We start from the raw sequence: 13,209 nt of genomic DNA, 5'->3' as shown, positions 1-13,209 counted from the left end.
TTTCGGCTGTTCAAGCTGTTTAGCCTTCTAACAGCGTTCGATACCAGCGGGAGGGGTTGTGTCGAGCTGGTCTCACAAATGACGGCCACGCTCCGATGCTGTGGGAATACTTGTGTGGCCGGTGTCAGGTCAGTGCACGGTGCCTACAAAGCTCCCTAAGGGTCATGGCTGCCTGCGTGTGACACACCTTACGCATCCGTTCCGTGAGCCAAAACTCGACAAAAGACCAAAGTTTGCGAAATATTCGTGTTGGCGTACTAGAGAGTTACCTCATACACGAGTACTAAGATGCCCGTATGGAACAGCAAGTGCTGACGGTCAGGGACCTCGTTACCGCTCAAAGCCTGGGTATGAAGGTACTTTCTGGCGCCGGCGGCCTTGACCGGCAGGTTCTATGGGCGCACAGCTGCGAGTTGAGTGATCCCGACCGCTGGCTTGGTCCGCACGAGTTACTCATGACAGTGGGCCTGTGTGTTCCGCATAGTGCCGTGGAACAACGGAACTTCATTGTCAAACTCGACGAGGCCGGCCTTTCCGGTGTTGCCTTGGGGGATCACAACAGCCTCCCCCCACTCACTCGGGAACTATACGAAGAAGCAGACAGACGTTCTTTTCCTGTACTTCTCACGAACCAGGCCACTCCCTTCGCAGCAATTGGGAGAACAGTTGCCGCTGCTACCGCAACCACCCAAACCATGCAAGTACTCAAGCTGAGCAAGCTCTATCAGTTGTCCACGTACGCCCGTACTGACCCGTTACGGATGATGAACGACTTACAGGCTCTTCTAAGGGCGGGTCTCAGCGTCTTCGATGTGCAAACCGGCCTAACGATTGTAGAAGGGGCACCGCTAGAATTTATGCCCACGTCCGTCCGGGAACGTACCTATGCGCTCCCGGGGGACAGCGACTCCAGGCTCATGATTTCCGAATATCCCGGCGAAGAGGTGAGCAGCTTCCTGCTAATCCATGTCCTGCAGGTGATAGATGTCGCGTTGAGCCAACTTCTACGGTCACTTCGCCGCCGTTCCGAACGGTCGACTCAAATGCTTGCGTCCATTTTTGAAGGGCGTAGCCCTGATGGGTTGGGGAGCATTCTGGGTCCGAGCGGTACTTCGTCAGGCTATCAATTCGTTGCAGTGGCATTGGAAGATAGCGAAAAGGTAGCCCGGGCCGCGTCCATCAAGTCACTGCCAGTTCTGGCCGGGCCCGGAAGCAGCTCGTTTTTTATCCTGATGCCTGAGCAGAGTCGAAATGACGTCCGGAACTTGCTCCACGGCCTCGACGTCCGGGCCGGGGTATCGTCAACCTACCTCGACTTGCGGGATGCTAAAGCTGCTGCGGATGAAGCCGCAAAGATCTTTTCATCTGGTGGGACGAACGGTCTATGGACGGACTTCACCGGGGTCCCGGTATCGCTACTAACCCGCTCTAGAAAGGAAGCCTCGGCCATAGTCCAACAGGTATTAGGTAGACTCGCGGGTACGGATCCTAAAATAACTGTTCTGCGTGAAACGCTGTTTGCTTTCCTTGCCAATGACCGTCGCTGGAATGAAACGGCAGCCGCTCTTGGCATCCACCGGCAGACCTTGTCCTATAGACTCACCCGGATCAAAGAGATCACCGGGCGGGATATCGCGTCGTCAGCGGATCTGTCTGCCTTCTGGCTTGCGTTTCAAGCCTGGCCCTCCTTCTCGGACAGATCCGACTGAAGACTTCCGTCATTCACGAGTTCCTCGTTCCAGGCTGTCGTAGTGACGGACATTGTCAAGGGCACCGCTCATACACCCTGCGAAGGGCGTCTTCCAAAGAGCAGGTTCTACTTGCGATCCAAGGAATCAGACAAAAGGGTTTCTTGTTTTTGGCTTTCCCTATCATGACTGCCGCTTCCCGAACGTCTAATGTCGAAGAACAGGGCTTGTTGTTGAGTGCACCTGTGAGCAGCAAAATCGGCTGACGCGACTCGCCCCGGTTCCTGCTCCGGTTATCCCTGCTCTTACATAGGAGCCTTCCGTATCAGCAGTCGAGCTCCCTTTGTCCCTCAACACCCTCGTCCACCAACGCGTGGCCTCGAGGAACAGAAAGGTTACCCCATGATGACAGCCGCCGTTCCGGACGGGCACACTTTAGATCCCCGCTTACGCACCCTCACCCCAGGACAGCACCCGCGTCTTGCCCTTGAACCTGCCGGTTCTGGTTGCGAAGAGCACCCCTGCAGATTCTGCAACTTGCCGGAAACGGATTGAGCAGCCAACGAAAGCAAGTTAGCGGTGCTGCTGTCACGGACAATGGCTTCCCCAGAACCCGCCTCATCCCGTCGGTGTTCTTAGGACTACTTGTGCAAGCGAAATCGAGAAGTGAGGGTGTGCAATTAGGCGGTCTTGTTTTTCGCTGGTCGTCGATGTGTCAAACGTGTCGGCGCCGCCGCACAAGAATCGGTTTTGACCGCGGTGGATGTCGCGGACGCTGCGGACGTTCTTGGCGTCGGAGGTGACGCCCTTCCCACAGTTTTACCGCTCAGATGTTCCCTTCTTCGCCTTACCACCAGTGACGGCAGCCCGCTGCTCCGGCCCACAGCAACAGGTGTACGATCTTGGGCCGTTGGGACGTGGAGAGAAAGCTGGCGAAAGCACCATCGGCCTCTGATGCGAGATGGGGGCATATCGCAGGCCTTCAAGCTGTGTGGAGTCAGTGGGCTGGTTGTTTGTTTGGTTCGGGAAGGTTGATTCCTACGTAGGTTTGCGGTGCTGGTGTGGTGGGTCGGTCTCGGAATCTGTGCGGGTACTGGTCGTAGTAGCGTTGCAGGGTTTGGTCGCGTTCCTTCCGAATGCTTTTCCATGTGCCGTCGTGGACTTGCGCTGAGGAGAACAGGGCGATGCCGGAGTGTTCGTGCTTGGTGTTGTACCAAACCCAATTCCCATTTACAGGCGCCCTCGTGTGGTTCATCGTCGAGGTATGCGAGTGGCCGGAATTCTCCCCTCAGACGCTCCTGACCCGCGGGCCGGATGGGCCGAGCGCCTGAAGCTGATGCCCATTCCGGTGATGGGGCTCGCGCCTCAACCATCGTTGGAGGACACCGACAGCGTTGGTGTGACCTATGGCCAAGATGATCGTGGGTACAACGAGATGACGGCGAGCATCACCTATACGCTCTGGCGAAACCCGGATGACCACTCAGACCCGGTAAACCTCGCGGACCTCAACGAGAAGACACGCAGATCGATCGAGGAAGTTCCGCCATGGCCGCGGCCCCCTTGGCTGATCGAGTACGTGGAGCGCCTGCGTTACCCGCAACTTGAGGAGGCCGTGCGAACCACCTGGCACCGTGATCCATCCGAGCGTTCTTCGGTTCGAAGCCTGTTGGTTGACCATGTCAACCACATCCTCATGAACCAATATCGGCAAGAGCTCTGGCCGGGCAGCAACCCGTGGGACCAGCACGCCCCCACAGTTACCGGCCGGATGGTCAACAGCCAGGCCAGGACCGTCATCAACGGAGTCGATATGCCCGGTGCAGAGGTCGATACGGACCCGTTCGTCTACGGTATCGGAGCCCAACTGGCAGGCGGCGGCGTGGTGACCGCTGTGCTTCCCCGCACTGAGCTCAAGCACATCCAAGTCCAATTCATGCCCCGGACCTAACGGTTCCATTCCAAACACAGCAACACCAAGCTTGACGTCGCCCCCTAGGGGAACCTCGTCCGTAAGCCGATCCCCAACCGGGTCAGCGATCCAGTCCATTGGCGGGGCCGGGACGAAGGATGCATGGTCGTTGGCGGTAACGGGTGGCCAGTGTCGCCCCGAAAGGGGCCGTCATCGACATCGATGAGACCGATCTCGCCGAGGCTTTCTAACTGCCCGGCGCTGACCTTTCCAACGAAGAACTGCTGGTCCAGGTCATTCCGATCCAGTCTGACGAATTCACGTTTATGTCCTGTTTCCTTGTCCACCACCGCAGCCAGCTCGCCAAGGAAAGGGACGGAAACAAGTATTGCACCGAATGCGAAGGCTGAACCATTTCACCTGCTCGAAGGGCGACGGCTGACCCTGGGAAATATGTGGACAGGGCTGCAGCGCAACAGCAGTCCCAGCGTCTCCTCGACCTCACGAACCCGACGCGCCGGCCCCGGACTAAGCTTCACCACCTGGATGGGAAACAACGCATTCCGCAGCTTCCAAACCTGTCACAGTCAGCCCTTTCTAACGCGGACCACTCGCCATTCGTGCGGGCCATGTTCCCATGCTCTCGTGGAATCAGATTCGGTCGAGGTCACCCTCCTGGATCATCCGCCGCCACTTCCGGAACGTCCACCGTGTCCCGTAGCGCCACACATTGCCCGATATATGGCTGATGTCCACAACCGGCACGCTGCGCGATTGCCATGCACAGTTTCACCAACTGCTCATATCGAGCATCGGAGGCACTGGACTTCCTAGACACATATTAGGTCTACCGATGAAACTCCTAAGTCGCTGAGGTTAACTCCAAGCCGTAGGAAAGGTTCAATTTTGGCCCGTCACCGACAATGGCTTTTATTCACGCAAAGACACCTTCCGCCCTTTGTGTCCGCTGCCTGGCAGAGACCAAGACCGGAAGGCGGCAGGTCGGTCATTCTTCCCAGCCAAGTCCATTGGTCGTCGCGAGAGGGGTGCTTGCATTCGGCACATTCTGTCTGTCCGCTGCCAAATAGTGCCGTACGTAGTCGATCCATCCGGAATAGGAAAGCCATAGTGGAACGTCCTTCTGTTCAGAGAATCAACCTAAACGTGCTTTTGAGACCCACGAGAAATAGGTGGGGTGCAGGCTGCGGGGCATCGTCCTACAGGAGGCGATACATCTGCTCCACGGTGTCTACGTCCTCACCGGTAGATTCATCACTGCAATCGATAAGATCTACGAGCCACGGTTTCTGGCGTAAGAAAACCCTGGCTCCGGCATCACCGGAAACGGTACTGGCCACTGCTGGCCGAAGTCCTGCATCGATGACCATTGGATGACCTCTTCGGAGCACCCGAGGGCTGTCTAACGATGAGTACGCAGCCGAACTGATGCGCCCCGGCCGGTGGGAGACGAGTAGCCGGCCAACAGTGGTGACGCTGAGCCCTGGTTGATCTACCAGAGCCACGAGGATGTGGTTCTTTGTATGTGCAGCAGCATCACCGGCAAGGTAGGAACTTCCCATACCTGAGGACCAGTCATGGTTCACCACTATCCGATAGGGCTCAAGGTTTGCACGGGCGCACACCGCTTGTGCATTCGCTCCAAGAACAATTACTACCTCATGACAGCCGCCGACAAGCATTGTCTCGGCGGCGTCCTCAACGAGGTTTCGTCCGCGGTATGGCAGGAGCGCCTTCGGACCACGCCCAAGACGTTTTCCGGCGCCGGCGGCCAGCAACACTCCCGTCACACACGGCAAATCCGTGTCACCCACCGTGAGGTTCCTGTTCGCAAGATGGAAGGACTGTCAGATCCCATTGCTTGGTGCGATCCCGACGCAGTCGATAGTCAGTACAAAAGATTAGCCTTCTCTCCCCAAGCCCTTCTAGGCGAATCCAGATGATGCCAAGGGAAGGAGCGCTCGTGTCCACGACGCCGGAGTAGGGTAACGTGCCATCTTCACACACCTGGATCTGGTCACCCTGCGCCAACATTTGCAGATCAAATAGCTGGCTTTCGTCGAAGTTGCCGGGTGCGGGATTTTCTACTGACTTTGAAACTGCCATGGTCTTGTTGTCCACCGGGTTTTGCCAACTTCGGCTGTCTTCAGAAGGTTGCATTGCTAGCTCTTTAAGGTTGGACATTGCTAGGCCGGGTCCGAGTGCACAGCGCCAGTGGAGTCGCGCAGAGGGCGGCCACTCCCCTGCCAACGCTTGGCTATTATTTCGGCCACAACTGACACTGCTGTTTCCTCCGGTGTCCGGCCGCCGAGATCAAGTCCGATGGGACTATGAAGCTCGGCAATTTGCCGCTCTATCACTCCAGCCTCCAGAAGGCGGTTTAGCCGATCTTCATGGGTCTTTCGTGAGCCCATAGCGCCTATGTAGGAGGGCCTGCATGCCCCCTCCAGCCGCAGGGCGATTTCCAAGACAGGGACGTCAAACTTGGGATCATGGGTAAGAACGCAGATGACCGTGCGGTTGTCCACCTTTCCCTGTGTCACTTCCTGCTGAAGGTAAACGTGAGGCCAAGATACGATCACCTCGTCCGCACCAGGAAAGCGCGCGGTGGTCGCAAATACAGGGCGAGCATCGCAGACGGTCACATGAAAGCCCACCATTGACCCAGCCCGCGCGACTGCTGCTGCAAAATCGATGGCACCAAAAATGATCATTCTGGGCTTGGGCTGATAGGAAGAAACAAAGACCTTTGTTCCGGTTTCCATCCGTTCCCCGCTGGGACCGTACGTGAGCACCTTGGATTCACCCGAAGCCAGCAGGCCTCTCGCATCGTCGGCAATCGCATGGTCCAGCATGTTATTGCCGAGGGTCCCGCCAGTATGGGCTGGCCAGACTATTAGCCGCTTACCCAGCATTTCTGGCTGGTCATGTTCGACCACGGTAGCGGTGGCAACGGGGTTGCCCTTCTGAACGTCCTGAATGATCGTTCGTAATTCTGGGTAACTTTCTTTGGTGACTCGTTCAACGAAGACGTCGATTGTTCCGCCACAGGTCAGTCCTACGGCTACAGCGTCATCGTCGCTATATCCAAACCGTTGCAGAACAGGAGTACCGTCTTCAATGACCTCCTGCGCAATTTGGTAAACAGCTCCTTCGACGCAACCCCCGGAGACTGAGCCGACGGCCTCCCCCGGGGTGCTTACGGCCATCGCAGCGCCCGCTGGCCGGGGGGCCGATTTAGACGTGCTGACGACTGTGGCGAGGGCGAAGGTTTCTCCGTGCGTCGTCCATTCTGCCAGTGCTTCAATAACGTCACGCATGTGCTATCCGATCTGCTAGGTCCCTAAAAGCTGCCATGGTGTGGCCGGCGACCAGGGCATCAACGTGCGGGAGAACGGCCTTAATGCCGCTCTGTATAGGTTCGTATCCAGACTTTCCGCGGTGGGGGTTGGCCCAGATAACACGATGAGCCAAACCATGGAGGCGGGAAACCTGACGGGCAAGATCCCTGGGATCCCCACGTTCCCATCCGTCACTGGCGATCACCAGCACAGAACCTCTGAGCATTGCGTGTTGTCCCCACAGGGTAATGAAGGCCGCTAGGGCTTCGCCCAGTCGCGTGCCTCCGGACCAATCGGGAACGACGAGTCCAGCGTCCAACAGTGCGACCTCCGGATCCGGGTGCTGCAATGCCGAGGTCACTCTGGTTAGGCGTGTGCCGATAGAAAATACTTCTGTTGTGTCGGACGCGCCAGCTAAAAGGCGGTGACCGAAGCGGAAAAAGCTGTCAGCATAGGCTTCCATAGATCCTGAAACATCTACGATCAAGACGACTCGTCGGGGCTTTTTCGTTCGGAAGCGATATTGCAGGCGCCCTGGTTCGCCGCCTCTCCTCAGATTGTCTCGGACAGTGTGTGCCGGATCGATGCGCTTGTGGCGATGGGTCCGCTTGTAACGCGCCCTTCTCAGCGGTTCTCTAACAGGTAGAGCAGCAAAGGCCTCCGCAAGATAACTCTTTTCCTCCGCTGACATGAGTGCCACATCTCGGTGTTGCAGGGATTCATCTTTGCTAGCCAGTGCAATCTGCTGCTCCAATTCCGGCTGAGGGCTGTCGCCGTCTGCTGCGTCGGGAAGGCTTGCTTCCTGTCCCTCCGAAAGGGGCACAGGAATCGGCGATTCCGATGAAAACCACAGGCGGAACGTCCGGTCGTAGGGCCCGAAGTCAGACCTGCTCCTACATAACGTCGCGCGTCCGGCCCAGAAGACCTCGTCGCGACGCTGAAGATCCAAAACGCTCAGAGCCTCGAGGTAAAGCTGGGCCTGTTCGGCCCCTATGGTCATCCCCTCATCTCTGAGAGCACCTACGAAACCATAAAAAATTTTCAGACCTACTTGTGAAGACATCGCCAGTACCGTTCACGTTAGGTAGGAAAGACGGTTCTTAGGGCGTTCAAGATAAGCTCCTGGTCGTCTTGGTCTTTGCAGAGGGCGCCAATTGTCAGGCTGGCACTGTCGGCGTCGATGTCACTTCCGCCAAGGCGGTTCAAAGCCTGGGCCCAGTCAAGCGCTTCGGCTACCCCAGGGGAGCGTCGCAAACGTCCCTGATTGCGCAAGGACTGGACTACGTCCACCACCTGCTGCGCTAGCTTCTCATCCACGCCGGGCAGCCGTGTCTTGATGATCTCCAACTCACGGGCCGGTTCTGGGTGGTCTATCCAATGAAAGTAGCATCGCCGTTTCAGAGCCTCGTGTAACTCTCGGGTCCGGTTGGAGGTCAGGATCACGATGGGTGGAACTTTGGCGGTGATAGTACCCAACTCGGGTATAGATATTTGGTTTGATGCGAGCACTTCCAGGAGGAACGCTTCAAATTCATCGTCAGCTCGGTCAACCTCGTCGATGAGGAGAACGGCCGGTCCACTTTGTAAGGCCCGAAGAATCGGACGAGGCAGCAGGAAACGTTCGGTATATAGGGACTGCTCTAGTTCCTCCGCACTCGTTGTCGAATTTGCTGCCTCCAGTGAGCGTAAGTAAAGAATCTGACGTGAGAAATCCCAGTCATAGAGCGCTTGGGTGGACTCGATGCCCTCGTAGCACTGCAGTCGGATCAACGGGATTGCCAGCATCTTAGCTATTGCTTCGGCCAAGGACGTTTTTCCCGTGCCTGGAGCACCTTCAACAAGCAGCGGCTTGTTCATCGCAACAGATAGAAAGACGGTGGTGGATAGACCCTCGTCAGCCAAATAGTTGACAGCCTTGAGCCGCGCAGCCATCTCACCGGGACTTTCCGGTTTGGTCACTTTGTCGTTACTCATTGTCTCGCCTTGCTAGTCGGTTTTCGAGGTGTGGCATTGCGGCTTTTTGCGGTGTCTACTTATGCAGGTGCTGAATACCGCCAGTAGAAGGGCGTCCACCGGCCGTACCAACCGTAAGAACAGCCGATTCCGGGATGCCCCGCCCTACCCGAATCGGCAGGACATCCCGGCCGAGTCTGCTCGGATTAGACCCTTACTATTCCTACAAGTGGCTTGCGATCACGGTCTTGCCCTTAGCAGCCCAGATATCTGCCCGCCGGTCGTTCAGCACCGGGAACGAACTTCGCAGTTCGTTCAGTGAATCGAAATTGAGAGTTGCACGGAGAACGGCTTCCTCTTTGTCTGCCTGAGCGAGGATATCTCCGTTGCCATCCACAATCTGACTGTGACCACCCAGCTCCACCTCCTGGTCAACCCCCGTCATGTTGCATTGCACGACAAAGGATTGGTTTTCGATTGCTCGAGCGCGACCCAGAGTCTGCCAATGCTGAATTCGCGTAAGTGGCCAGCATGCTGGTATCACATTGAGCGCCGTACCTTCTGCTGAGATGTGTCGATATAGTTCGGGGAAGCGAAGATCGTAGCATGTGCTGAGCCCAGTGATGGCAGTGGCTCGTTCTGTCTGCAGCTCCACCACCCTGGGTTCATCTCCCGCTGCTATCAGCTTTGGCTCTCCGTCGGAAAAGCCGAAGCGGTGGATCTTTTTATAGGTCGCCCGGAGGGATCCGGTCGGGTCAAAAAGAACCGATGTATTCCACATGTCAGAAGCAGCGCTGCTTGGTTCCGTGACCATGAAAGAGCCGGCGTGAAACCAGGCCTTCTTGTCCCTGGCCACTTCGGACAGGAAAGTGAACACTTCACTTTCCAGCGAAATGGCGTTCTTTCGCCAGCTGTCGTAGGAGAACCCGCCATGAAGCCAGAGTTCAGGCAGGACGATCAGGTCCGCTTTGCCGACGCCAGAAACCAAGTCCTGGATACGCGAAATCCTGTCCTCGAGCAGCTCTGTTGAGTCAAATTTCACCTGAACAGCTGCTACGTCAAGTTGCCCTCTACTTGGTGCTAGTTCGCGCACTTCCATCAGGTTCAAGACCTTCGGTTGCTTCCTGCGGCAACACCGGCCGAGAAGACCGCAATCAGCGCAGCTACGATGGAAACGATTGCGGGCAGCCACTGTCCAACTGCGGGAACTTCGACCTGAGTGCCAGGGCCCTTTTTGGCGGCCCGCGTGTCCTTTGCCAGCTTGATGAGGTCCAGTACTTCGGATTCTGCCTGAAGAGGTTGCTTTACTTCTCTTCCGAGGGCTGCTTCAGTTTTTGAGAGCTCAGATGCTTCGCTGCTGCTCTCGCTTCCTGAAGTCATCTCTACAGCCAACCGTTGGGCGAATACTCCGAGGATGGCCGTGGCCGCTTCATTGATTACACCTCGCCCGAACTGAGCGATTTTACCTGTCATGTCCAGCTCGGTCTGAACAATGACGGTGGCGCCGTTTGCTTCCGGCTCAAGTCGGGCGGTGATAGTTGCGGACATATTTCCTTGCCCGCGAGCATCCTTCGCACGGGCCTGAATTACCGCGCGGCGGCCCTTTTCATCGACCTCAATGAATCGGGCAACGCCGACATACTCGGCCGTGATGGGCCCAACCTTGATTTTTGCCTTGCCCTCGTACTCGTCACCGTCAACACTGGTGATGGATGCTCCGGGAAGCATGGGGGCGATTCGCTGCAAGTCCAGCAAAACCGGCCACGCCTCGTCCGGGGGTACGGGCACGGTAAAAGTGTTGGTCATCTCCATGATGGTTTTTCCTTATTAAGAATTAGTGACGACGGATGGTTCATCCACTTTAGGGAGCCCAAAAGCAAACGCGGGGTTTCCGGGCTCAAAGCTTCCCCCGTGCTGCAGACGGGACGCCATCTTTTTCACTTTGTTGAGATAAGCGTGTCCCTGCTGCAGCTGTCTGGTTTCCCAACTCTGCAGGGACCCCCGCAGATCATGGTTCTTTGTGAAGACTTCGGCAAGGGTTCGTGCGTCATCACAAGCTTTAGCACCCCCCGCAGCGGCGTGGGGCCTTGGAGTCACCGCCGCGTCTCCGATCAACAGGACACGGCCATGAACCATGCGGTCGACGGTGGCATCTGCAACAACAGTCACGAATGGGGAGGAGGCGTTGAGTACGAGGTCCCTGAAGGGCTTGAAGAGGCTCTCGCCCTTACTGTGGAACTGACGGAGATTGTGGGGATTCAGCGAGTTGTTGTGCACCGATGTCGGGAGCCTGATGCCGCGAACGTCTGTCATAAGTTCGTCGAGGTCCGGTCCTTCAGCGACGTTCCAGTACCACTGAAAATTCAGACGCGGGGACTCGGCGTTTTCCCGTCCTGGAATCGGGTAAGCGATGAGGTGGCCATCGTCCAGAAGTCCATACGTGAACTTGTCGTTAAAGTAGTTCCACACGTCGTCGGCAACTTCGCCCGGCTGAAGCACGCCTCGCCAGGTGACGTAGCCCGCGTATGTGGGCTCAATACCCAGCAGGCGCTTGCGAACTACCGAGGCTCCGCCGTCCGCGCCGATCACCCAGTTCGCTTCGGCCTTTGTGCCATCTGAGAAGCGCATCTGCACTGTTTCGGAATCTTGGCTTAGGCCGACCAGGCATTTACTGGTGTGGTATCGCTCGGGTCCGAACAGCTCGTAGAGCCCCCCGTATATCGAGTCGTAGCTAGTGAAGCGCCAGTCTGCAGGAACGGATCCGACTCTTTCTCCAGTCAGTGCGTCCACATATTCCATGGATGATGACGGCACGCTGATGGAGTCCAGCTCAACGCCTTGCTCCAGCAAGTAATGAACAAGCTCCGGCTGGACGACAATGCCTGTGCCGAAGCCTGAGAGGGGCTGAGGTGATCGCTCATAGACATCGACGTCAACGCCAGCATCTCGAAGCATCAGCGCTGCTGTCAGCCCAGATATCGAACCACCAACTACCGCGATACGGTCGGTCGTGGGACTCATGCGTTATTCCTTAGTGCCATGGCGAGCGGGCGCATCGGGGCACCGCTCGCTCCCCGAAGACGGATAGGAGCAGCGATTAGGCAAAATTCCTTTACTCCATCCGCTGCCAGTTCCTCCAGATTCAACAGTTCCACCATGGGCACACCGGCTTCGGCAAGGAAGTGGGTATGCCCGGGAAGCCAGTTGTCCTCATGCTCCGACGGACCTACCTCTACGCACTCCTGGTCAGCACCGATTGCGGAAATGTTTTGGCTGGTGAGCCATCGGGCAGCATCCAGGCTTAGGCCTGGAGGGTTTCCAAGAGTCTTGGTTCCGTCCGGCCAGTAACGCATACGTCCGGTACGGACCAAGGGCACATCCCCCGTCTGCAGTACGAGGCCGGCTTTATCCAGTGCCTCTTCGATGTCTGCAACAGTGATCGCGTAGGAATCAGGGAGGCAGTCAACGTTCTTGAGACCAGCAATATCCAACAATACGCCGCGGGTGATGATTGGCGGGATCGTCTCCGCCCCGCCCTTGGTCCAGGTCCGGCTGCCCAGATTCTCTTCCGGCTTATACCCATTGTAGATCTGTCCGTCGACACCGAAGTGGTTCAACGAGTCAATATGCGTCCCGGTGTGGGTATACATGAAGACGACGTCACCCGAGTAGCACACGTGCCTGTTGACATCCTCGCCGACGCCGTTGAGGTTATCCACCACCGTGCCTTGAGGGGTGTGGCTCATGAAAATTTGGTAGCTAGGGTCACCGGCTCCCTGAAAGCTGGGCATGCCTACGAAGTAGTCAACACTGAGGTCATAGACCCGAGACGGGTCGGCCCGGTGAAGGACGTCGGCGCGTACAGACTCGTCAAGGAGGTTTAGTGCGCCCCGCTCGTCATCGGCGCCCCACGGGCTCATCCCGACCTTTACGTCTGCAGTCTGGCTCATCAGACGGCCTCGACTTCGTAATCAACCACAGCCCTGTCCGCGAACATCGGCATAAGTGTGGCGACTACCTCGAGGTGGAAGGGATCCGTGGAGTACTTGTCCAGATCAGCCCAGCTTGCAAAGTCAGAAATCAGAACTCCGTCCCACGGCGCACCGTTATCCCCGGGGTCGCCAGAGTGAGTGCCAATCTCCCAGCCCTGAATGAAACCTAGGCGCGGGGGAAGAGTGTTGAGAATTTCAACAATTTCCTCCTGGCTGCTGCCTTCAGCTACGCGCCATGCAAATACGTGTCGAACCTTAGTCATCAGTAGACCTCTCATGTGTGTCTTGGATTACCCGCCGGGTTG

General features: G+C 57.1%; 12 protein-coding genes and 1 pseudogene. 3 read left to right on the top strand and 10 right to left on the bottom strand.

What is annotated here, in order from left to right; genetic code table 11:
- Window positions 1–296: 296 nt before the first annotated feature.
- The 3 genes and pseudogenes from pmfR to HAV21_RS17525 form a co-directional block, all read left to right on the top strand.
- Window positions 297–1,709: a transcciptional activator PmfR gene (gene pmfR, locus HAV21_RS17535; RefSeq protein ID WP_016359436.1), complete on the top strand. Its 1,413-nt coding sequence runs from the start codon at window positions 297–299 to the stop codon at window positions 1,707–1,709.
- Between the two features lie 1,243 nt (window positions 1,710–2,952).
- Window positions 2,953–3,639 (top strand): hypothetical protein, encoded by a 687-nt coding sequence (locus HAV21_RS17530; protein ID WP_031217299.1) that lies wholly within the window; start codon window positions 2,953–2,955, stop codon window positions 3,637–3,639.
- 161 nt (window positions 3,640–3,800) lie between these two features.
- Window positions 3,801–4,010 (top strand): annotated as a pseudogene (locus HAV21_RS17525) (DUF4193 domain-containing protein); the annotation flags it as partial.
- An 807-nt stretch (window positions 4,011–4,817) separates the two neighbouring features.
- Here HAV21_RS17525 and nboR read toward each other — a convergent pair.
- The 10 genes from nboR to HAV21_RS17475 form a co-directional block, all read right to left on the bottom strand.
- Window positions 4,818–5,432: a nicotine blue oxidoreductase gene (nboR, locus tag HAV21_RS17520; RefSeq protein WP_017200526.1), complete on the bottom strand. Its 615-nt coding sequence runs from the start codon at window positions 5,430–5,432 to the stop codon at window positions 4,818–4,820.
- Window positions 5,425–5,778, bottom strand: coding sequence for a hypothetical protein (locus HAV21_RS17515; protein ID WP_017200525.1), 354 nt, complete (start codon window positions 5,776–5,778; stop codon window positions 5,425–5,427). The genes nboR and HAV21_RS17515 overlap by 8 nt, the downstream gene beginning before the upstream one ends.
- A gap of 26 nt (window positions 5,779–5,804) precedes the next feature.
- The gene (locus HAV21_RS17510; protein WP_016359443.1) at window positions 5,805–6,938 is read right to left on the bottom strand and encodes an XdhC family protein; all 1,134 of its coding nucleotides are present in this window, start codon (window positions 6,936–6,938) and stop codon (window positions 5,805–5,807) included.
- Complete coding sequence (locus HAV21_RS17505) at window positions 6,931–8,022, bottom strand: VWA domain-containing protein (RefSeq protein ID WP_031217298.1); 1,092 nt, start codon at window positions 8,020–8,022, stop codon at window positions 6,931–6,933. Before HAV21_RS17505 ends, HAV21_RS17510 begins: the two co-directional genes overlap by 8 nt.
- A gap of 17 nt (window positions 8,023–8,039) precedes the next feature.
- Window positions 8,040–8,933: a MoxR family ATPase gene (locus HAV21_RS17500; RefSeq protein WP_016359445.1), complete on the bottom strand. Its 894-nt coding sequence runs from the start codon at window positions 8,931–8,933 to the stop codon at window positions 8,040–8,042.
- Between the two features lie 202 nt (window positions 8,934–9,135).
- Complete coding sequence (locus HAV21_RS17495) at window positions 9,136–10,011, bottom strand: carbon-nitrogen family hydrolase (RefSeq protein WP_021474599.1); 876 nt, start codon at window positions 10,009–10,011, stop codon at window positions 9,136–9,138.
- A 5-nt stretch (window positions 10,012–10,016) separates the two neighbouring features.
- On the bottom strand, window positions 10,017–10,724 hold the full coding sequence (locus tag HAV21_RS17490; RefSeq protein ID WP_016359447.1) for an SRPBCC family protein: 708 nt from the start codon (window positions 10,722–10,724) through the stop codon (window positions 10,017–10,019).
- A gap of 15 nt (window positions 10,725–10,739) precedes the next feature.
- Window positions 10,740–11,933: a 2,6-dihydroxypyridine 3-monooxygenase gene (dhpH, locus tag HAV21_RS17485; RefSeq protein WP_016359448.1), complete on the bottom strand. Its 1,194-nt coding sequence runs from the start codon at window positions 11,931–11,933 to the stop codon at window positions 10,740–10,742.
- Entirely contained in the window at window positions 11,930–12,862 is a 933-nt protein-coding gene (locus HAV21_RS17480; RefSeq protein ID WP_016359449.1) for a cyclase family protein, read from the bottom strand. The genes dhpH and HAV21_RS17480 overlap by 4 nt, the downstream gene beginning before the upstream one ends.
- Complete coding sequence (locus tag HAV21_RS17475) at window positions 12,862–13,167, bottom strand: Dabb family protein (RefSeq protein WP_017200523.1); 306 nt, start codon at window positions 13,165–13,167, stop codon at window positions 12,862–12,864. The genes HAV21_RS17480 and HAV21_RS17475 overlap by 1 nt, the downstream gene beginning before the upstream one ends.
- Between the last annotated feature and the right edge of the window lie 42 nt (window positions 13,168–13,209).

Source organism: Paenarthrobacter sp. MSM-2-10-13, assembly GCF_011605365.1.
GTDB lineage: Bacteria > Actinomycetota > Actinomycetes > Actinomycetales > Micrococcaceae > Arthrobacter.
Note: the sequence above shows the minus strand (reverse complement) of the source record. Positions and strands in the feature narration are given on the sequence as shown.